Below are 20,235 nucleotides of genomic sequence, written 5' to 3'. Positions count from 1 at the left end.
GCCGAATGCAGGGTTACGTTCGCCGAGTGGTGTTATCTTCCGAAGCTGTAAACATCGGATCAGTGCACGGATGAGGTCGGTATGACTTATGGGGAGTTGGACGGGCTGACCGCCGTGGTGACGGGCGGCGGATCCGGCATCGGCCGGGCGATCGCGACCGCATTCGGCCTCGCTGGTGCGCGGGTGGCCGTGCTGGATCTGCGGCCGGGCCCACCGGTCGGACGCGATGGCCTGGCGTTGGCATGCAATGTGTGCGAGGACGATTCGGTGCGCGCGGCCATCGAGACCGCCGCCGACGCATTCGGCCGCCTGGACATCGTGGTAAACAATGCGGGCATCGGTGCCCAAGGAACCGTCGAGGACAATACCGACGACGAGTGGCAACGCGTCTTGGACGTGAACGTGCTCGGTGCCGTGCGGGTTTCCCGCGCCGCTTTACCTCACCTGCGCCGCTCGCCCGCCGCCGCGATCGTGAACACCTGCTCGATCGCCGCTACCACCGGCCTGCCGAACCGCGCGGCCTACAGTGCCAGCAAGGGCGCGATCCTCGCACTGACGCGCGCCATGGCGGCCGATCACCTCTCCGAAGGGATTCGAGTCAACTGCGTGAATCCGGGCACGGTCGACACCCCTTGGGTGCAACGCCTGCTCGCCGCTGCCCCTGATCCTGCCGCGGAACTCGCTGCGCTCCAAGCGCGTCAGCCGCACGGCAGGCTGGTCAGCCCCGAAGAAGTCGCGGCCGCCGTGTTGTATCTCGCCGGACCACACGCGGCTTCGACCGCCGGCGTCATGCTGGAAGTAGACGGCGGCATGCACTCACTCCGGCTGCGTGCGCCCAATGGCCGCCCGAATATCGCCGAGCAACAGGAGAATCCGATCCGGTGACCGAACGCCGCATCCCGAAATACCGCGACCTCGCGCCGTTGGTGAAGTTCGAGCGCCCCTTCGGTGGCCTCGACCACAAACTCGCTCGCGCCCAAACCATCTGGGACCTGCGCGAGTTGGCTCGCAAACGCACACCCAAGGTCGCCTTCGACTACACCGACGGCGCCGCCGACGCCGAAATCAGCCTCCAGCGGGCCCGACAAGCGTTCCAAGACATCGAATTCCGCCCAGCCATCCTCCGCGACGTCGCCGACATCGACACCAGCACGACCATCCTCGGCAAACCCTCCCAGCTGCCCTTCGGCATCGCCCCCACCGGCTTCACCCGCATGATGCACACCGCAGGCGAAGTCGCCGGCGCCCGAGCCGCCGCCCGAGCCGGAATCCCCTTCACCCTCTCCACCATGGGCACCACAGCCATCGAAGACCTGGCCGCCGCCACCAACAATCCCCAGGCCCGCAACTGGTTTCAGCTCTACATGTGGAAAGACCGGGACCGCTCCCTGGCCTTGGTCGACCGCGCCGCCACGGCAGGCTTCGATACCCTGGTAGTCACAGTCGACGTCCCAGTAGCCGGCGCCCGCCTCCGCGACGCGCGCAACGGCATGACCGTCCCACCCTCGATAACCCTCACGGGCGCCCTCGACGCGATCCGAAAACCCCGCTGGTGGTTCGATTTCCTCACCACCCAACCCCTGGCCTTCGCCTCCCTGGACCGCTGGTCCGGCACCGTCGCCGACCTCCTGGACGCCATGTTCGACCCCACCGTCGACTTCGACGACCTGACCTGGATCCGCGACCGCTGGCCGGGGCGAATCCTCGTCAAGGGCGTCCAAACGGTCGACGATGCCAAACGCCTCGCCGCCCTGGGCGTAGACGGCATAGTCCTTTCCAACCACGGTGGCCGCCAACTGGATCGAGCCCCGGTCCCCCTACACCTCCTCCCCTCGGTGGTCCACGAGGTAGGCGACGACCTCGAAATCCACCTGGACACAGGCATAATGCACGGCGCCGATATAGTCACCGCGCTAGCCCTGGGCGCCCGTTTCACCCTGATCGGCCGCGCCTATCTCTATGGCCTGATGGCCGGAGGCGAATCAGGCGTAGATCGCGCCATCGACATCCTCCGCACTCAGCTCACGCGCACGATGAAACTCCTGGGCGTCGGCTCCATACAAGAACTCGAACCCGCCCACGTCCGCCTGCTTTACCAGCGCCCGAGGTAATCGGCACCGCTACCCGTCTACTGACTGTCGGCTCGATGTAGCCAGGTCGTAACCCCACCATGCCCGCGCTACCCCGATGCATTCTCGCGATCTCCATAACCTCGATAATCTCGCCGACTGTCGCGCCGTACCCCAGCGCGTTCTTCAGTGAAGCGCATTTGCATGAGAAACTACGTCGAACGCGCCTGCCCAGCATTGGTGCGACGCGGGCTGAATCGCTCCGCGATGCCCGACGACTCCGGTGCTAGCGCGACGGCCGTTTGAGCGTGTAGACCGCAGTGGCATTGTGCGCGAGTTGCCCGTGCGTACGGGCTAGTTGCGGACTCTGAACTTCAGGTGAAGTACGCCCTCGCCATGGATGATCAAGTGCGGATCTTCCAGCCGGTGTTGACCGTCGATGCTGCCGAAATAGGGCTTGCCGGAACCGAATACGACCGGTACCACGTCCATCGCTACTTCGTTGACGAGGCCGGCGGCGAGGATCTGGCCGCCTACCTCGCCGGCGTTCACGGCGATGGTTCGGTCGCCGGACAGTTCGCGGGCCTTGGCTATCGCAGCGGTCACGCCGTCAACGAAATGGTAGGAGGCTTCGGGGTGCCAGCCTTCGGGTTTGGGACGGTGTGAGACGACAACCACGTGATCGCCTGCGGCCGGGCGGCCAGGAATCCGAATCCCACAGCCGAATCGGCCCACCCAGGTTGAGAAACAAATGCGCCGACGGCATCGGCGGCACGTTCATCCGTCGGTGCCGCGGCATCCCCGTCAGGCAGTAGATATCGTCGATGAACCGATCCACGGGCGGCAGGGACTCGGCTGACGTAGCGCATAGGGCCAGTTTGTCGAAGTCCGCCCACGGCGCCATCCGGCTTGTGCCAGATGGACCCCTTTGGTATCCGCGATCTTCCACGACTCGCGACCATCGAGTCGCCCATGGCCGCCGCCTCTCCAGGACAAGCCGTTCACGATTGGCGACGAGGCTCAGCACTGCGCGGCCAGCTCCAGAGCAGTCGCACGACCGATCCCGCGAGACGCCCCCGTCACCAAGGCCACTTTGTCTGCTAGAGAAGATGACACCGATTACTCCTGTCCATCGTCATGCGCTTCGCCGATTGTGCTGGTCATCGTCGAAGCTGAACAAGGCCTTCTTGCGCATCGGACGATGCGTTCCCGGCAACGATCGCACCGAATGCCTCGACCAGCGGATTGGTGTCGGTACAGCGCCACAGCAGGACACGTTCACCGGTGGCAGATCGGCGATCGGAACCAAGTTCACCGCGTGGCCGACGGCTCGAACCCCGAATCCGGCGACCGTGATATGCACCGCCCGAGCCGTGCATTCACCAACGGTGTCCAAAATCGAAAGGGGGCAGGCCGGCGAAGACCGATCAGAGGACACGTGATCGGATCTGTCAGATCGCCCGGTGCCGCCCCCGTGATCTGGGCTGGCCGTTCACTACCCGGAGCCTGTCGAAACTCGCGGATGTGCTGCGGCAGATCCTCAAGGCCGGGGGCGTCTCCTGGCAGGCCACGAAAACAGGGAAGGCGAGCAACGGCCCCGAGTTCGCGCCGACGCGGTGGCCGATGTCAGTCGAAAGCCCTTGTATGCCTGCGGTAGTGCGCATGAGCAGGCCACAGATGGCGAAGATCCAGCTCAGGGCGAGGGCGCAGGTGATGGTCAGGGCCGCCGCCATCAGGGCGCCCTTCGGGTCGGGGCGGTAGCCCAGGGCCAGGCCGGTGAGAATGGCCATGGCGGTTGCGACCATGTAGCGGACGCCGTCGGCCAGCAGCGCTCCGGCCAAGGGGGCGATGTGAGCGATCGGCATCCATCGGAAACTTGGGAACACAACGGTATTCATGTCTTCACGGAGTTGAATGCCGGTCACCGCCGAGCTGCCGACGACGACCTGCACCAGAACACCAGGGACGATCCAGGGAGATATCCGGCGACACCGCCCATCAGCGCGCCGCCGAACAGATTGGTGAAGATCACCAGGAAGATGACCGGTTGCAGGGTGACGTCCATCAGCCGCCATGGGTTGTGTTTGACCATCAGTAGGCTGCGATAGGCCATGATCGAGCACTGCGCCACGAGCTGCCGTACCGGACTTCTGCTGTGCGCCTGGGCAATCGGCCGATCGGTGGATAGATCGGTGGATTCCTGGGTCGGATCCAGTGTCTCGGTCATGAGTCGCCACGGTATCGCACATTTCCTATGATCTGTTGGTGCTCAGGTACTTTCGCCGCCGCGTGGCCAGGACACACGGCGACCGCACCTATCACTGGACCCTTGCCGCGACCGAATTCGCCATTCGAGTCATGGGGATCCGCCTCGACATTCGCGGCGGGGCACACATTCCAGCAGCGGGAGGCGCGATCATCGCCGCCAACCACATCTCCTACTTGGATCCTTTCTGCGTCGCCTTGCCGGGCGCGCGAGCGGGACGGTGGGTGCGTTTCGCCGGCTTGCCGGAGCAGTTCGAACACCGGCTGTACGGGCCGCTGATGCGAAGCCTGCATTGCATCCGAATTCGGCCCGGAGGCGGCACTTCCGCGGAGATCGCGGATCGGCTGCGCGGCGGCGAGGTTGTCGGCCTGTTCCCGGAGGCGACGATCGCCCGCTCGTTCACCGTACAGCGGCTGCGCCTCGGCGCGGCGCAGCTCGCGCTCACCACCGGCGTGCCACTTGTCCCTATGGCATTGTGGGGTCCGCAGCGTCTGTACACCAAGGGGTTTCGACACCTCGGCCGCCGCAGAGTAGCGGTGACCGTACTGATCGGCGAGCCGCTCTCGGCCTCCGACGCGGCCGACCCGCACGAGCTCACGGCCATACTGGGAGATCGCATGCAGCAACTGCTGGACGAGGCACAGCGCACCTACCCCGATGACGGCAGCGGCCAGTGGTGGCAGCCGTGCCATTTGGGCGGCACCGCACCGGATCCGGAGCGCGCGGCCGCCCTCGACGCCGCCGAGGAGCGTGAGTGAGTTCGAGCTGCGTATTCCTGCATGCCCATCCGGATGACGAGGCCCTGCTGACGGCGGGCACCATGGCGCGCTTGAGCGCGGAAGGCCACCGGGTGGTGCTGGTCTTCGCCACCGACGGCGGCGCGGGGCTGGCCGATCCGGGCGCGTCCGTCGCCCGGGATCTCGGCACGGTGCGGCGCGCCGAGGCGCTGGCCTCGGCGCGGGTACTGGGCTGTGCACGGGTAGAGTTCCTGGGGTACGCCGACTCCGGTCTGAGCGGCGTGGCTCCCGGTGGATTCTGCGGCGTGCCGGTCGAATCGGTGGCAGGCCGGATCGCCGAACTGCTGAACGCCGAGCGGGCACGGCTGGTGACGATCTACGACCCGGCGGGCGGCTACGGCCATCCCGACCATGTGCATCTGCACCGAGTGGGCGCGCTTGCGGCCCGGCTCGCGGGCACCCCGATCGTGTTGGAGGCGACCGTCGATCGCACCCTGCTGTACCGCGCCGCGCGCACCGCACGGGCATGCGGCCTGCGGTCCATCGACGCTGATGTGCTGACCAGGTCGTATGTGCCTCCGGCCGAGATCACACATCGGGTGTCGGTTGCCCGATATGCGGCGGCCAAACGCGCGAGCATGGCCGCGCATGCCAGCCAGACCGGCGGCGGCGATTCGGCGCGTACCCTCGCGATGCTGCTGCGCGTCCCGCCGCCGCTGTTCGGCTGGGCATTCGGCACCGAATGGTTCGTGCGGCGTGACATGTCATCCGGCGACGGTGTGCGCACTCATCCACTGTCCTGACCGGGTGCAGCTATGAGGAGGAAAGTGGCTCTGCCGCAGCGTATTCGGATCGAACGCGACATTCCGGTGGAAATGTCCGACGGTGTACGGCTGTTCGCCGATCGCTATTACCCGGCCCGGAATCCCAAGGCCCCCACCATCCTGGTGCGCTCCCCCATGGGCCGCCGCCCGCTCGGTGACCTCTACGGACAGTTCTTCGGCCGGCAGGGGTTACAGGTGGTGGTGCAGGAGTCGCGCGGCGCGAGCGATGCGCTGCAACTGGCCGCCGAACGGCGCGACGGTTTCGACACCATCGACTGGCTGCGCGCGCAACCCTGGTTCGACGGCAAGCTGGCGCTTCACGGTATGAGCGCCATGGGCTTCTGCCACTGGGCGCTGGCCGCGGAGGTGCCCGAACTACGGGCGATGTCGGTGCATGTCGGTTCCTCCTCGATCGCGGGCGCATTGTTCACCGGCGGCTCGGTCGCACTGGAATCGCTGCTGATCTGGTGCTGCAACCACAGTTTCGCCTCCGCGTTGGCCGTGCCGACGCGCGCCCGCCGCGCCATCCGATCCGGCATTCCCGCAACCGATCTCGACATAGCGACCGGGGGCCGGACAGTCCCGTTCTATCAGGCGGTCATCGCCGACAGCACAGCCGCCAACCCTTTGCACACCGCGCTGGATCACAGCGACGTGCACACCCGGCGAGGCATCCCGCCGGTGCACCTCGTCGCAGGCTGGTACGATATCTTCCTGACCGGCCAACTGGCCGATTACGCCGCCCTGCGCGCGGCGGGCGGACGGCCACAGCTGACCATCGGCCCGTGGTCGCACTACGACCCGCGCGTAATGGTCACCGCCAATCGTGAAGCACGCCAATGGTTTCGCGAACACCTTCGCGGCATGGACGCGGCACTGCGAGATCTGCCGGTGCGCGTATTCGTCACCGGGGCAAGGCAATGGCGCGACTACGCCGACTGGCCGCCGCCGGGCACCCTGACCCAATGCTGGTACCTCGCACCCGCAGGCGCTCTCCACCCGGAGCCGGGCGCGGCAGCCGGGACCGATGTCTTCCATTACGATCCCGCCGACCCGACGCCCGCGCCGCGCGGCCCGGTCATCGTCGGTGATTCCCGGCCGCAAGACAGCCGGAGGATCGAGCAGCGGCCGGACGTGCTCATCTACACCGGCCCCGCCCTAGCCGATGCGGTGGAGGTGACCGGGTCGGTGACGGTCGAGCTGTATGCCGACTCCACATACCACCCCTCCGATCTGGTGGCTCGACTCTGCGACGTCCACCCGGATGGCCGGTCGGTCACTGTGTGCGAGGGCATCCGACGCAGCGAAGCCCCCGGCGCGAACCGGACCATCATCGAATTATGGCCAGTGGCACACAGATTCGAGTCCGGACACCGACTGCGCCTACAGGTGTGCGGGGCCGCCGCGCCACGCTACGCCGCCCATCCGAACCCGGCCGCACACCGGATTCACTACGGGTTCCAGACACCGTCGACGGTAACCCTGCCGGTTCTCACCACCAGTCCTGGAACGTCCGCAGCGCCACCGTTTCGTTGTGACCTGAGCGATTGACGGTGTGATGCAACGCCCCCATGAACGCGGCACGAGACTCGATTGGCACACCACGCACCGGCACCACATGCCGGGCCACCTGCCGACGCGCGAGATGCGCGGAGATCCACACGTCGTCCTGCCAGCGCACTTCATCCGGCCAACCGTCGAAGTCGTGCACGCCCGAGTCCAAACAGCCGGGCGGGATCAGATAACCCCACATGCCCATCAGCACATCGACCCGGCGATGATCGGACACGGCCGTGCCGTAGACGTGGTCGAGATAGCGTGGATCGCGACCCGGTCTCACCTCCGACCCACGCAATCCCACCGCCGCGTCGGGTTCCCGCCGGTGCGCCGCGAGCAGATCCTCGAGGAAGGTATCGGGATAGACCGCGTCGTCGTCGGCCACCACCAACAGGGCCTCCGGCTCGGCGAGCAGCGCGGGCAGCAGTTTGGTGACCGGTCCCTGGTCGGCGCACCGCAGGATCTCCACCCCGGCCGGCACCGCGGGCGGTTGCGGATACGGTGCGCCGGTGCGCAGCGATTCGTACGGCCAGGCCAGCACCAGCCGATCCGGCGGACAGGTCTGATCCAGCAGGCTGCGCAGCGCCGGACGCAGATGAGCACCGCGCTGCGGCACGCTGGTGAGGGTGACCACGATGCGCTCCGGTCGCGGTGAGCGCGGTCGCGGTGCCGGATCGCGGCGGAACAAGCGTGCGGCACGGGCGATGTCGTGGCCGAATCCGGCGAGGGTGGTGTTGCCGAAGCGGCAGCGCAGATGGTCGGTGTTGGCTCGGGCGATGCGTGCTGCGTGCAGGGGTGAAATCATGCGGCTCCTGTTGGATTTCGTTCGTCCGGCATCGAGGTCTTGTCAGGCGATCTCGCCGTCCGGGATTGCGTCGAATGGTCCATCGAGTCGATATACCTGGGATTCCGGTGCAGCGCAGCGGTGTTCGGCAAGGTTGTAACAGCGTTGCAGCCGCTCGAGCAGTACCGGCCACGAGTAGTCGGCAAGCCCGGCCGAGCGGTTGTGCGCCGCGAACCGATCCCGCAGGGGCGCATCGGTACAGAGCTCGGCCAGGGCGTCGACCAATTCCGTTCTGGACGCGGCCAGCAGTCCCGAGCGCCCGTGGTCGATGAAGTCGGCGACACCGGTTCCGGTCCGGGCGACGATCGGCACCCCGGCAGCGCGGGCCTCCAGTGTGGCCAGCCCGAACGCTTCGCGGGCGGCCACATTCAGATAGACGTCGGCGGTGGCCAGCACCTCGCGGACACCGGCCTCGCTGCGAGTGCCAGCCAGTTCCACCCACTCATCCATGGCGTGCGCGCGGACATAACTGCGCACCATGGGCAACAACGGGCCATCACCCACCACGGTGGCGCGAACGGGGACTTGCCCGAACAGGCGAGAATGCGTGCGACGCAATACGTTCAACAGCAGAAGAGGCTGTCGGCGTGAGACTATCCGACCGACCGACACGATGTGCACGGCCGCGTCTGCGCGTGCGACCCGGCACGCGGCGCTCGCCGTGATCCCGTTGGCCAGCACGGTATTACCGATTCCCGGCAGCGCGCGAGAGAGCTGCCCGGCGACGACGGCGCTCACTGCTGTCACAACCACCCGGTCCCGCCAGCCTCCGATACCTGCGACGCCACGATAGACTGCGCGCACCGGTGCATCCCACATGCTGTGCACCGTTATCACCGTCGGAATACCCAGGTATAGCGCCGTTTTCACCGAAGCGATGGCGAACGGCGAGTAGACGCTCAGATGGACGTGCACCACGTGCGGCCGCAGCCTGATCAATGTCTCGCGGACCACGGATCGCGATTTCGCGACCCGGTGCACTCGATACGGTGCGGTATCGGCGGCGGCACTCGGTGTCGAGGTGATCACATGCACGTCGCCGCCCGCGGAAACCTGGGCGCGCGCCAATGAGTCGAGCTGTCGTTCGATCCCACCTATTCGCGGCGCGAAGACATCCGAAATATGGACGATGATCTGAACCATCTCACCTCGCGAAAGAGATTGTCCCCCAGTTAAACTCCGAATAACCCTAGAACAGAGCGAGGATTTGCGCAGACGATGCGGATAGCTGCCGACGACGGAACCATCCTGCACACGGAGCAGAGCAGCGATCCCGCCGCGAACATCACAGTCGTCTTCGTGACCGGGCTGAACACCACCGTTATCTACTGGTCGCGCCAGCGCGAGACCCTCGCCGATCTGGGCCGCCTGGTGGTGTTCGACCACCGCGGGCACGGCCAGTCGGCCGAATCCCCGCTGGCCGGAGCAACTCTCGGCCAGTTGGGCCGGGATGTCGCGGCGGTCATCGACGCGGTGGCACCCACGGGCGCGGTCGTGGTGGTGGCGCATTCGGTCGGCGCGACCGCGGTGCTCGCCCTGGCTCAGCAGCGGCCGGAACTGTTCGGCACCCGCATAGTCGGGGTGGCCCTGCTGGATGCGGTGGAGAGTGACTGGGGCCGAATAGGTTTGCGGCTCCCGCGATTTCTCACGCATGTCGTCGTCCGGCTGCTCTGGTTCACGGTGCCTCCGTTGCGCCGGGCATTCACCGACACCACCGAACGACGGCATCGGCTCCGCCACGCCGGTGGACGCACCGGACCGTCCGGCCGCCGCCCTTGGTCCGGCCCGCTGCGACGCGTGCGCACCCTCATCACCTCACTGCGCACGATGACGCTGCTGTCACTGCTCGCCGATGCCGCCCTGTGCGACTACTCCGGTGGCCTCGAATCCCTGGGCACGACAGCCGTACTCGTCATTGCCGGAGACGGTGACCGATTCATCCCGTTACGCCACAAGACCGCCATGGCGGCTCGCATCCCGGGTGCCCGTGTGCTCGTGGTCTCCGACGCCGGCCATCTCAGCTCCATAACCCGGCCCGACATCATCGACGAGGCGCTGCGCGATTTCATCCTGCGAATCACCGAACGCGAGCATCCGCAACGAATCGATCGCGACCAACCGATCAATCGCATTGTCGGCGTCGCCGACAACGACTGAAGGTCACGTAGCGTCGAGCGGCCGAGGCGGCGGCCGGGCTACGGCCTCGAAACGGTGTGCCGAGTGGTGTCGATGATGTCGGTGGCGAGTTGTTCCACGGCTTCCCACTCCACCTTCTCGCGGCTGTCGATCGTCGAGAGCGCCAGGCTTCTGCGGTGTCGAGTTGTGGTCGCCGTAGTATCGCCCGAAATCGGGCCGATATGGCGTAACCGCTGGTCGGGGCAGTGTGGGGATGGTGCGTTGGCATGACTCGAAGGCGGTCTACTGTGCACTCGGGAGCGATTGCGGCAGTCCGAATCCGGGGAGGACAGTGTTTTCGAAGCGGGTCATGGCGCAGATTCGGTCGCCGACGAGGGTGAGGACGAAGAGGCCGACTCCGTGGATGCCGGTGGGGGTGTGTCGGTAGACCCCGAACGCCGGCTGACCGTTGGCTCGCGTCGGCACCAGTTCGAATCGCCGGCCCGAGCCGAAAATGAATGCGCAGAAGCGGGCCACGCTGTCTCGGCCCCGGTATTCCACCGGCATCGGTGGCATCGACATGAAGACGTCGTCGGTCAATAGAGCCACCAACGCGTCGATGTCGGCAGATTCGTAGGCGGTGACGAACTTTGCCACAATCGCGTCCTCGGCAGGTGAGTCGCTAGTAGGCGGCTGCTCTCGGGCAGTAGTCACCGGCAGTCGGCGCTGCATTCCCGCACGCGCGCGTTTAAGGGCGCTTTTGACCGATTCGACCGTCGTGTCCAGCATGTCGGCGACTTCGTTCGCGTGGAATCCGAGGACGTCGCGCAGGATGAGGACGGCGAGCTGGCGAGGCGGCAAGATCTGCAGGGCGGTCACAAAGGCCAGGGAAATGGATTCGGTCTGCTCGTAGCGCGCCTCCGGACCGAGCGGCACACTGATCGCACCGTCCAGAAGGGCGTCGGGATAGGGCTCGAGCCAGTGGATTTCGCCGAATCCAGTGGGTTCCGGTGGTTCGATTCCCGGGATGTCCCACTGCTTCGCAGGACGTCGGCGAGTAGAACGCAGCGCGTCGAGGCACTGGTTGGTGGCGATGCGGTAGAGCCAGGTGCGAAGTGAGGCGCGCCCATCGAATCGTTCGAGACCTCGCCAAGCGGCGAGCATCGTGTCCTGGAGAGCGTCCTCGGCATCCTGAAACGATCCGAGCATCCGGTAGCAGTGCACCTGTAGCTCGCGACGGTGTGGCTCGGTCAGCGCTCGGAATGCCTCGCTGTCGCCGCCCTGCGCCCTCGACATCAGGTCCGTTCTCGCCAACTCCACTCCCCCCACCTCATTCCTTGTGTGCAGCTCCATCCTGTATGGACGCCGGCCAAGGCGCGAACGGGGCGGTCGCGCAGCGCCCCCTTTTCCGATGCCGCGGCGTCTAGACCAGTGATAGCCGACACCATTGTCAAAGGAGCACGGAAATGGGAAAGATCGTCATCAGCTCAAATGTCACACTCGATGGAGTGGTCCAAGACCCGGACGGCCAGGAAGGCTTCGAGCGGGGCGGCTGGTTCCACCAGTTCGTGGGGAGCAAGGACCTCGAAGACTGGGTCGCCCGCGAGACGGAGGAAGCCGTCGGTGTCGAAGCGATACTGCTGGGCGGCCGGACCAATGAGTGGTTCGCGGACCGGATGACAGCCCGCAATGAAGCGGAAGGCCGCGTGAGCCCCGAGTGGGCGGAAAGAGTGAGAAGCCTCCCCAAGTACGTGGTGTCCTCGACTCTCGAAGATCCTCAGTGGAGCAACGTCACCGTCCTGGGCGGGGATGCGGTAAAGGAGATTTCGGAGCTCAAGCGGAAAGTGGACGGGGAAATCCTGGTCTACGGCAGCTATCAGCTCATGCGCACACTAATAGAACAGAACCTGGCCGATGAACTGCGGCTGGTGGTTTTCCCGGTCGTGGTGGGAACCGGCCTGCGTCTGTTCGACGAGACCAGCGACACGAAGCCGCTGCACCTGGTAAACACCCGACAGCTCGGTGACGGCCTGGTGTTCTACAACTACGAATTCGCGCGGGGCTAACGGCTGTAGAGGATTGTTCTCGCCCACCGGATCGGGGATCGCCGACGATCCGGTGCGGTGGTCGTCCTCAGTCCTCGATGGCATCGCACTGGACCCGCTGCGATGTAGTCTTGCCGGTTCGAGGGACATCGAAACGGGGTGTCGAGGCCGGGATCAGTATGGGGCGGGTTGTGTTGCGCCAGGTTTGGTACAGGTGAACTGCATGACGTTGAGGTGGCCACGGCGGAAATGGTGGGCGCACTCGGTCAGATAGCTGATGTAGGCGTCGTAGGTGTCTTGCCCTGCGAGTTCGATAGCCCGGTCGTGGTGCTCGCGCAGGGCGGTGGCCCAGCTGTCCAGGGTGGTGGTGTAGTGCGGTCCCAGTTCCTGGATGCGGGTGAGGGTGAATCCGGCGTTTTGCGCGTACTCGCTGATTCCCCTGCGGTTGTGGCCGGTCGGCAGCGGGAGCCGGCTGCTGGGAAAGACGGTGCCGCGCAGGAACGCGAATTCGGTGTCGGTCGTCAGGACGGGCGTCTGGTGCGCTTGCGCGTGGTGGGGGTCATGGGCGACGACGGTTTGTACCAGCAGCACCCCGTCCTCGGGCATTATCCGGTAGGCGAAGTCGAAGAAGTCGGGGTATCGCTGGTGGGGGATGTGTTCGAGCGCGCCGATGCAGACGATGCGGTCCACGCGGCGGTCGAATTGTTGCCAGCTTTGCCGTCGCACACCGCCGTAGAGGCATCCGCGGAAGAGCCGGTCGACGAGGCGGTCGCGCACGTACCGGTGCTGGTTGCGGTTGGGCGTCAGCCCGATCGCGTTCACGCCGTAGTTGTCCATGGCGCGCAGCATGGTCGAACCCCAGCCGCAGCCGACGTCGAGCAGGGTCATTCCCGGTCGCAGATCGCATTTGGCCAGTGCGAGGTCGATCTTGGCGGACTGGGCTTGTTCCAACGTGTCGTCCGGGTGAGTCCAGTAGGCGCAGCTGTAGGTGCGGGTCGGGTCGAGGAACTGCGCGAAGAACTCGTCGGGCAGTTGGTCGCGGGACGGGATCTGACGGTAGGCGGGGGCGTAACCGGTCACTGTGCGGATCTTTCGGGCATGCAGGCAAATCGTGTTGGTGTCGGTGCCTTCGGCCGCCCATGCAGTTGACATGGGACCCGCCCTTCGTCGCGCGGATGTCGGGGAGTCGTCGCTCGGGCTGTTGGCCGGATCCCCCGGTTCGGGTGGGATCTGGATCCGAGACTACCGAGCCTCACCGCTGCACGAAACGGTACGTGAGCCACATTTAACCAGTTGGTAACTGTAGTTGCTCGTCAGAGTGACACTGGTGCCCGACGAGCGCGAAGCGGTGGTCCTGTCCGGTTCTCAGGTTCACGCTCTGACCGCCGGAAGGGGTCGGCTCGTTCGGTCTATGGCTCCCGGATGGTGAGCGACTGGGCGACTTTAACGAGCACGGTGCAGAAGTCGTCCTGCCAGTAGTGTGTGGCAACGCCGATGCCCATGACCGGGCACCCGCGGAACCCCCAGGTACCGAAGCGCCGGTACGAGCGTCTCGGCCGATATCTGCCCTGGGGTCATCACCCACGGCATCTCCATCCACTGGCTGCGCCACACCACAACCACCTGGGTCGAGCGCCGCTACGGCGGCGCGATCGCACGCGGATTCGCCCGCCATGCCCTCGGCAGCGCCGGACCCACCGGCGTCTCCACCACGGCAACAATCAACGAAGTCGCATCCGCGCTCGCCCACCTCACCGGGGAACCCCACCCCCTAGCACAACGGACACGCTGGCAGAGAGGGCGTGGGAACTGAATACGTGAGAAAGGGGCCGTGACCCGATCTTGCAGACAAGGTGCTGCTCAGGCACCTACGCGGTTGAGGCTCGTTCGGCGTCGTAAGCCTTGAACGCGTTGTAGAGCGCGCGGCGAGAAACGGTCCGCTCCTCGCCGCTGGCGGTCTTGTACATCAATCCCTTGGCGATACTGGTGACAGACTCGCCGTCAGCTCGGCGACCAAGCGCGACGCGCATCATGTCCTTGGAGATCGCCACGGGGCGGCCGCCGTGCCGACCTTCGGCGGCGGCCAGAGCGAGCCCGTCGTGGGTCCGCTCGATCATCATCTCGCGTTCAATCTGAGCGAAACCAGCCAGAACGGCAAAGAAGATCTGCCCCATCCCGGGGGTCGTAGACGCCAGCGAGCGGCCCGGACAAGATCTCCAGCTTGGCCCCGAGGTCTTGCAGGGACCAGGCGGTCTCCATGATCTCCCGCATGTCGCGGCCCATGCGGTCCAGCTTGCTCACCACCAGGGTGTCGCCAGGGCGCAGCCGGGAGCGCACGTCCTCCCACTGCGGACGGGGACTGCCCGCCTTGCCGGACTGCTTCTCGGCGAAGACGTTGGTCGCGGTGACATCGGCCTCGTCCAGCGCTGCCAGCTGGACCTCCAGGGTCTGGCCCCGGGTGGAGACCCGGGCGTATCCGAAGCGGCCGTGGTCGATCGGTCGGGCGTCGGGCTTCGCAGGGCGCTTCGTCACGCCCTGAGCGCGTGGATCAAACCAGTGCATCAAGTCAACGGCGCCATCACCTTTGATGCACGGGTTGATGCACGATCGGGATGGGTCGAATCGGGCATCCGTCGGGGTCGGGCCGATCGTGCATCTAACGATCGTTTGATTCCATGAGGCTCGCTGTGCCGTTTCGTCGCGCGCACCTGGCACCGCTGGCCACTTGCCTCGGGTAGCCGGGGGACGCACCTGCGGGCCGTGGAACGAACCAGGTGCGGTCACTGCGGGAGGGCGACCAGGACGCGGCCCCGGCTGCCGGCGTCGACACGGTCATGGGCCTTGGCGATATCCGCCAGCTCGTAGCGGTCGCCGACCTCGATGGTCAGGGCGCCCGCGGCGGTCGCCGCGGTGAGATCCCGCGCTGCCTGGCGTTTGGCTTCTTCGGGGAAGTCGTCGCTGCCGATCAGGCGCAGAGCGACGTTGTTGAACAGCAGGGGCCAGAAGGGGATCTCGGTCCGGTCCGCACGCGTCGCATAGGCAGCGATGACCGCGCCGTTCGCGACGACGGCGTTATCCAGATCAGCGTTGTCGGACAGGGATACCTCGACGATCCGGTGCACACCGCCGGGCGCGTACGCGCGGATCGCCGCCGCCGGATCGTCCTGGTCCAGCGCCACGGCGTGGGACACGACAGCCGGGTCGACCTGTGCGAGATCCGCGCTGCCCCGGACGGTGGCGAGCACCGTCCCCCCGCCCCAGCGAGCGAGCTGCGCGGCCAGCGAGCCGACCCCGCCCAGGAGGCCGTGCACCAGCACGAGCTTGCCGTCGACCGGGCCGTCAGCGAATACGGCGCGGTGGGCGGTGATGCCGGGAATGCCCAGGGCCGCGCCGAGCTCGTCGCTGAGGTGGTCGGGCAGCGGGACTGCCAGATCGGCAGGTACGACCGTGTACTGGGCGGCCGTGCCGAAGGGCCGGTAGGACTGGGCGCCGTACACCCACACCCGCTGCCCGATCCGGCGCTTGTCGATCCCGGCGCCCACGGCGTCGACGACCCCGGCGCCGTCGCTGTGCGGGATCACCCGCGGGTAGGGCATCGAGGAGCCGAGCCAGCCGCGCCGCTTCTTGGTGTCGCCGGGATTGACGCCGGAGACGGTGACGCGTAGGCGTACCTCGCCCGGGCCCGGGGTGGGGTCGGGCAGCTCGCCGACGTGCAGCACGTCGGCGGCGGGGCCCTGCCGTTCGTACCAGGATGCGAGCATGGGCGGCTACCTCCGGGCTGGTCGGTTCACGGGTTGTTCGAGCGTAGAGGGGTCGGTCTCGGCGCGCGCGGTGACCGGCTCGCCATGGTCCAGAATCTGGTGCAGCCAGGCATGTTCGGCACTGCTGATGGCGCGGGCGGTCAGCAGCATGCCGCGCCGGTAGGGGTCGGCCACATCCTCGGCACGAAGCGGCCGGTCGCCGTCATAGAAGAAGCTCGCCGGCTCCTCCAGGAACTCCAGTCGCCGCCGCAGCACCGCGTGCTGTTCAGCGACGTCCGGCACCAGGGACAGGAACGCCAGCACGGTGAAGAACCGTGTGAAGTCGCTGATCTCGTGGTCAGCGGGCGTGCGCAGCCGCTTCAGCAGCTCGGCGCGCCCGGCGTCGGTCACGCTCAGCACGTAGCGGGCCGCACCCGCGGCCGGGTCCGCGCGCCGTTCCACCAGGCCCGCCGCGGCAAGGCGCTTGATCGCCGGGTACAGGCTGCCGTCGCTGACCGGCCGGGTGTAGCCCGTCAGCTCCGAGACGCGGCGGCGCAGTTCGTGTCCGGGTAGGGGCCGCTCGGCCAGGAAGCCGAGTATCGCTAAGTCGAGCACGACACCATCATCCCACAATTACATCGATTCGATGCGCGCATCGAATCGATGTACAGTGGTCTCTTCCGCTCGCGTGTTGCGAGGGGTAGTGCGAGAAGGGAGAGGCGGACGGGCATGTCGCCGCAATCCACCGAGTCCGTGATGAGTCGCTTCGTCGAGTTCATCAACACAGCTGACGAGGGTCTCGCCCGGGAGGTCATCGCCCCGAATGCCGAGTTTCATGCGCCAAGCCACCGGGAGCCGCTGCGGGGGCCCGAAGGCTATCTGGAGCTGATCGCGATGATGCGCGCGGGCTTCCCGGACGTCCGGTGGACTCTGGAAGAGACCGTCACCGAGGGTGACACGGTGGCCGCCCGGTTCACCATGCGCGGAACGCATCAGGGCGAGTTCTTCGGGATCCCGGCCAGCGGAAAGACGATCTCGGTCCAGGCTATGAACTTCTACTACCTGGCAGACGGAAAGATCGTCAAGGAGCGGGGTCAGCCCGATCTCCTCGGAGTGATGCAGCAGATCGGTGCCGTGCCTGCGCCTTGAGAGCGCAGTTGGTCGGTGACCGTGCCGGACGTTCGGATTCCGGCGGTGCGAGGGTGGTGCGCCAGGGCCATGGCCCGATGTCAGAACCTGCGCCCTGATCGAAGCGGGCCGTAAGGGCGCGCAGTTCAGCTCATGCGGAACAGGACGCGTGACTCCAGGTCCAGCCGCGTGGCCGGGACCTGGGCGGGCGGGGTGAGGTCGACGACCCAGCTGCCGAAGCGCCGTATCGTCCGGGTGACGTACGGAACGCGGGCACTACACAGTTCAGCCACACGGAATGTTTGCTGGACAGCGTCGAGGACCACGAACATCCTGATCGAGTCGGCGATCGATGACGTGCCGGTGCCGTCCTGCCGGCTCTCACGCCGATGCCGTGAGCGTCCCGGGCCATGTCGGCGCGTACGGCCCCGCTCACGTCCTCACCCGCCGCTCACCATGAGGGCCAACGTTTCGGCGTGCCCTCGCACGGTATCGGTGCACTTCGAGGCGGGGAGACGATCGCGGGAGCCAGATCCTCGCGTAACAGGTGCAGGATCTCCCGCGTCGGATCGGCGGGCAGCGTCCTCGACTCTTAGTATCGTCGCCCCGCGAGGGACCGTTCGACGAACCCTTTGGCGACTTCCTCGAACGTCCTGAGGAGCGTGTTCGCCGCTGGAGTGAGACGCTGCTGGGCCAAGTGCGCGAGCAGAACTCGCCGAGACGGAGCTCCGCCGGTCAGCGGAATGACCCGGACGTCTTCTCGCAGGTTCGACAGCGCGAGTCGGGGCGCCAGCGATACGCCGAGATCGACTGCCACCATCGCCTGCGCTTCCTGGTAGTCGTTGGCCGCGAATGCGACGGCAGGGGTGAATCCTGCTGCATTGCAAGCCCTTTCCAGGGCCAGCCCGACCGGATGCTGGTCCTCACGAGTGATCCATTGCTCATCGGCGAGTTCGTCCATCGCGATCGTTTTCCGATCCGCGAAGCGATGGTTGACCGATACGACGAGCGTCGGTGGATCGATCAGGAGTTCATGCACCGCAAGCTCCTGATCGTCGACGCGAGCCCACTCATAGTCCCAGAGCAGCGACAGTTCGACCTCGCGCGTATCGAGCATGGCACGCAATTGCGCGAATCGGGAGCTGCGCACAGTCAGCGCCACGGCCGGATGACGAGCCTTGAACAGCTTGACCACCGACGGCAGCAGACTCGATCCGGCCGTGGGAAATGTTCCGATCCGCACGGTGCCCGAGCGGAGTCCGGCGATGTCGTCGAGCTCCCTGCGCGCGGCAAGAAGTTGAGTCTCGATGCGCTCGGCACGACGAGCCAGCGTCGCCCCCGCCTCGGTCAGCCGGATTCCGCGCGCATGCCGTTCCAGCAGCGGTTGGCCGGCCTCGGTTTCGAGTTTGGCGATCTGCTGGGAGACCGCGGAGGTCGTGTAGTTGAGCCGGGCCGCGGCTGCCGTGATGGAGCCGGCCCGAACCACATCGATCAGCAACAACAGGCGACGAGGGTCGAGCATCACGCGGCTCCAGCGTTCAGTAGAAGTTAAGCCTCATCAACGTTTTCGAAATTGTACTCCAGTCTCCGGTGGCGCACGCTTGTCTCTGTCACCGTGACCCAGCTCACCAGCAGCTCGAAGTCGCGCGGTGCTTCACAAATTCTCTTGACGAGCGAAAGGCGGGCCGGACGGGTGTTCACACTCCGCGGGACCTGGATGCGCGGAGGGACCAGTAAGTGCTGGCTCTTCAACGCGGTGGATGTCGACCCCTTGATCGGACGGGCAGGCGGGCTCGACGCCATCCTGACATCGGCCTTCGGCTCGGGCGATCCCCGCCAACTCGACGGTGTCGGCGGCGGCAGTTCCACCACATCGAAGGCCGCGATCGTCCGACGCTCCAGCAAACGCGGTATCGACATCGACTACCTGTTCGCTCAGGTGGCGATCGGGGACCGGCGAGTCGAATGGGGCAGCAACTGCGGAAACTGCGCGACAGCGATCGGTCTGTACGCGCTACAAGCAGGGCTCGTCCCGGTCGACGCCACGACCACGACAGTGCGCATGCGTAATCAGAACACCGGAGCGATCCTCACCGCGCAGATCGACACCCCGGGCGGAATAGTCCCCGCCGAGGGCACTGCCGCTGTCCCGGGTACGAGCGCGCTCGGCGTCCCGGTCTCGCTGACCTTCACCGACCTCGCCGCCGACCACCGATCACTGCTACCGACCGGTGCGGCGTGGGATCGGATCACGGTCGGTGACAACAACTACCGAGCCACCCTGGTGATCGCCGGTGCCCCCGCCGCCCTGTTCCACGCCCCCGACCTGGGACTGACCGGCGCCGAGGACAACCAGTTGATCGCCGAGCACTTACCCCTGCTCATCGCGCTACGCAGAGAATCCTCGCTGCGGATGGGGCTCAGCCGAGCCGGTGATCCCATTTCGCACGCGATCCCGAAGGTCGGCATCGTCGGTCCGCCATGCGACTACCGCACCAGTGCGGGGGTGGACATCATCGCCGAGGAATACGACGTTTCGGTCCGGATGGTCTCCATGCTGGCGCCACATCCCGCGATCGGGCTCACCTCGGCTGTCGCCGTGGCGGCCGCGGTGACCGTGCCCGGCAGCATCGTCGCCGACAACGCCCGCATCCGGTGGCCCGGGTCCCTGCGACTGGGCACCGCGGCCGGCGTCCTCGACCTCGATATCGCCGCGACACCGGACGGGGTCGCCGAATCCGTCACCCTGCACCGGGCCGCCCGGCGCATCGCTACGGCCGAACTCTTCGTCACGCCGACGACGGTTCTGGCTGGATCCGCCTGATGGCCAGGTCGCGGGAGGCCGTAGAGAAAAACGTTCTGAACTGCCGAATCACTAGAGCTCGACGCGGTGGTCGACGACAATCGGCC

Annotated in this window: 21 protein-coding genes and 1 pseudogene; 9 read left to right on the top strand and 13 right to left on the bottom strand. The window is 66.4% G+C overall.

The window, feature by feature from the left end; all coding sequences use genetic code 11:
- The first annotated feature begins 81 nt into the window (after window positions 1–81).
- Together ACIBW7_RS40460 and ACIBW7_RS40455 are read left to right on the top strand one after the other, a co-directional pair.
- Window positions 82–885: an SDR family NAD(P)-dependent oxidoreductase gene (locus ACIBW7_RS40460; RefSeq protein ID WP_397055983.1), complete on the top strand. Its 804-nt coding sequence runs from the start codon at window positions 82–84 to the stop codon at window positions 883–885.
- Entirely contained in the window at window positions 882–2,111 is a 1,230-nt protein-coding gene (locus ACIBW7_RS40455; protein WP_397055981.1) for an alpha-hydroxy-acid oxidizing protein, read from the top strand. Before ACIBW7_RS40460 ends, ACIBW7_RS40455 begins: the two co-directional genes overlap by 4 nt.
- Window positions 2,112–2,423: 312 nt before the next feature.
- Here ACIBW7_RS40455 and ACIBW7_RS40450 read toward each other — a convergent pair.
- From ACIBW7_RS40450 to ACIBW7_RS40440, 3 genes and pseudogenes are all read right to left on the bottom strand, one after another.
- A pseudogene (locus tag ACIBW7_RS40450) lies at window positions 2,424–2,771 on the bottom strand (dihydrofolate reductase family protein); the annotation flags it as partial.
- Between the two features lie 749 nt (window positions 2,772–3,520).
- Entirely contained in the window at window positions 3,521–4,021 is a 501-nt protein-coding gene (locus ACIBW7_RS40445; RefSeq protein ID WP_397055979.1) for a hypothetical protein, read from the bottom strand.
- Window positions 3,991–4,296 (bottom strand): hypothetical protein, encoded by a 306-nt coding sequence (locus ACIBW7_RS40440; protein ID WP_397055977.1) that lies wholly within the window; start codon window positions 4,294–4,296, stop codon window positions 3,991–3,993. The genes ACIBW7_RS40445 and ACIBW7_RS40440 overlap by 31 nt, the downstream gene beginning before the upstream one ends.
- A gap of 38 nt (window positions 4,297–4,334) precedes the next feature.
- Here ACIBW7_RS40440 and ACIBW7_RS40435 point away from each other — a divergent pair, with 38 nt between their 5' ends.
- The 3 genes from ACIBW7_RS40435 to ACIBW7_RS40425 are packed head-to-tail and all read left to right on the top strand — an operon-like array spanning window position 4,335 to window position 7,447.
- Window positions 4,335–5,093, top strand: coding sequence for a lysophospholipid acyltransferase family protein (locus ACIBW7_RS40435; RefSeq protein WP_397055975.1), 759 nt, complete (start codon window positions 4,335–4,337; stop codon window positions 5,091–5,093).
- Window positions 5,090–5,875: a PIG-L deacetylase family protein gene (locus ACIBW7_RS40430; RefSeq protein ID WP_397055973.1), complete on the top strand. Its 786-nt coding sequence runs from the start codon at window positions 5,090–5,092 to the stop codon at window positions 5,873–5,875. Before ACIBW7_RS40435 ends, ACIBW7_RS40430 begins: the two co-directional genes overlap by 4 nt.
- Window positions 5,876–5,899: 24 nt before the next feature.
- On the top strand, window positions 5,900–7,447 hold the full coding sequence (locus ACIBW7_RS40425) for a CocE/NonD family hydrolase (protein ID WP_397055971.1): 1,548 nt from the start codon (window positions 5,900–5,902) through the stop codon (window positions 7,445–7,447).
- Here ACIBW7_RS40425 and ACIBW7_RS40420 read toward each other — a convergent pair.
- Window positions 7,389–8,258, bottom strand: coding sequence for a glycosyltransferase family A protein (locus tag ACIBW7_RS40420; RefSeq protein WP_397055969.1), 870 nt, complete (start codon window positions 8,256–8,258; stop codon window positions 7,389–7,391). The genes ACIBW7_RS40425 and ACIBW7_RS40420 overlap by 59 nt on opposite strands.
- Before the next feature lie 42 nt (window positions 8,259–8,300).
- Window positions 8,301–9,440 (bottom strand): glycosyltransferase family 4 protein, encoded by a 1,140-nt coding sequence (locus tag ACIBW7_RS40415; RefSeq protein WP_397055967.1) that lies wholly within the window; start codon window positions 9,438–9,440, stop codon window positions 8,301–8,303.
- A gap of 75 nt (window positions 9,441–9,515) precedes the next feature.
- On the opposite strand from ACIBW7_RS40415, the gene ACIBW7_RS40410 reads away from it, so the two are divergent.
- A complete protein-coding gene (locus ACIBW7_RS40410) occupies window positions 9,516–10,454 on the top strand; it encodes an alpha/beta fold hydrolase (protein ID WP_397055965.1) in 939 nt (312 codons plus the stop codon).
- A 261-nt stretch (window positions 10,455–10,715) separates the two neighbouring features.
- Here ACIBW7_RS40410 and ACIBW7_RS40405 read toward each other — a convergent pair whose 3' ends face one another.
- Window positions 10,716–11,708, bottom strand: coding sequence for a sigma-70 family RNA polymerase sigma factor (locus tag ACIBW7_RS40405; protein ID WP_397056021.1), 993 nt, complete (start codon window positions 11,706–11,708; stop codon window positions 10,716–10,718).
- 170 nt (window positions 11,709–11,878) lie between these two features.
- Here ACIBW7_RS40405 and ACIBW7_RS40400 point away from each other — a divergent pair, with 170 nt between their 5' ends.
- Window positions 11,879–12,478, top strand: a complete 600-nt coding sequence (locus ACIBW7_RS40400; RefSeq protein WP_397055963.1) for a dihydrofolate reductase family protein — start codon at window positions 11,879–11,881, stop codon at window positions 12,476–12,478.
- Window positions 12,479–12,631: 153 nt separating this feature from the next.
- Here ACIBW7_RS40400 and ACIBW7_RS40395 read toward each other — a convergent pair whose 3' ends face one another.
- From ACIBW7_RS40395 to ACIBW7_RS40375, 5 genes are all read right to left on the bottom strand, one after another.
- On the bottom strand, window positions 12,632–13,537 hold the full coding sequence (locus tag ACIBW7_RS40395) for a class I SAM-dependent methyltransferase (protein ID WP_397056019.1): 906 nt from the start codon (window positions 13,535–13,537) through the stop codon (window positions 12,632–12,634).
- A 788-nt stretch (window positions 13,538–14,325) separates the two neighbouring features.
- Window positions 14,326–14,631: a recombinase family protein gene (locus ACIBW7_RS40390; protein WP_397055961.1), complete on the bottom strand. Its 306-nt coding sequence runs from the start codon at window positions 14,629–14,631 to the stop codon at window positions 14,326–14,328.
- The gene (locus tag ACIBW7_RS40385; RefSeq protein WP_397055959.1) at window positions 14,585–14,989 is read right to left on the bottom strand and encodes a recombinase family protein; all 405 of its coding nucleotides are present in this window, start codon (window positions 14,987–14,989) and stop codon (window positions 14,585–14,587) included. The genes ACIBW7_RS40390 and ACIBW7_RS40385 overlap by 47 nt, the downstream gene beginning before the upstream one ends.
- 248 nt (window positions 14,990–15,237) lie before the next feature.
- The gene (locus ACIBW7_RS40380) at window positions 15,238–16,218 is read right to left on the bottom strand and encodes an NADPH:quinone reductase (protein WP_397055957.1); all 981 of its coding nucleotides are present in this window, start codon (window positions 16,216–16,218) and stop codon (window positions 15,238–15,240) included.
- Window positions 16,219–16,224: 6 nt separating this feature from the next.
- Window positions 16,225–16,812 carry a PadR family transcriptional regulator gene (locus tag ACIBW7_RS40375; protein ID WP_397055955.1) on the bottom strand — a complete coding sequence of 196 codons (588 nt, stop codon included), beginning with the start codon at window positions 16,810–16,812 and terminating at the stop codon, window positions 16,225–16,227.
- 114 nt (window positions 16,813–16,926) lie between these two features.
- Here ACIBW7_RS40375 and ACIBW7_RS40370 point away from each other — a divergent pair, with 114 nt between their 5' ends.
- Window positions 16,927–17,346, top strand: coding sequence for an ester cyclase (locus tag ACIBW7_RS40370; protein ID WP_397055953.1), 420 nt, complete (start codon window positions 16,927–16,929; stop codon window positions 17,344–17,346).
- Between the two features lie 125 nt (window positions 17,347–17,471).
- On the opposite strand, the gene ACIBW7_RS40365 is transcribed toward ACIBW7_RS40370, so the two are convergent.
- Window positions 17,472–17,618 (bottom strand): hypothetical protein, encoded by a 147-nt coding sequence (locus ACIBW7_RS40365; protein ID WP_397055951.1) that lies wholly within the window; start codon window positions 17,616–17,618, stop codon window positions 17,472–17,474.
- Window positions 17,619–17,917: 299 nt separating this feature from the next.
- Window positions 17,918–18,847 carry a LysR family transcriptional regulator gene (locus tag ACIBW7_RS40360; RefSeq protein ID WP_397055949.1) on the bottom strand — a complete coding sequence of 310 codons (930 nt, stop codon included), beginning with the start codon at window positions 18,845–18,847 and terminating at the stop codon, window positions 17,918–17,920.
- Window positions 18,848–19,042: 195 nt separating this feature from the next.
- Here ACIBW7_RS40360 and ACIBW7_RS40355 point away from each other — a divergent pair, with 195 nt between their 5' ends.
- Window positions 19,043–20,149 (top strand): PrpF domain-containing protein, encoded by a 1,107-nt coding sequence (locus ACIBW7_RS40355; RefSeq protein ID WP_397056017.1) that lies wholly within the window; start codon window positions 19,043–19,045, stop codon window positions 20,147–20,149.
- Window positions 20,150–20,235 lie beyond the last annotated feature (86 nt).

The organism is Nocardia sp. NPDC049526, from assembly GCF_044465765.1.
Lineage (GTDB): Bacteria > Actinomycetota > Actinomycetes > Mycobacteriales > Mycobacteriaceae > Nocardia.
Note: the sequence above shows the minus strand (reverse complement) of the source record. Positions and strands in the feature narration are given on the sequence as shown.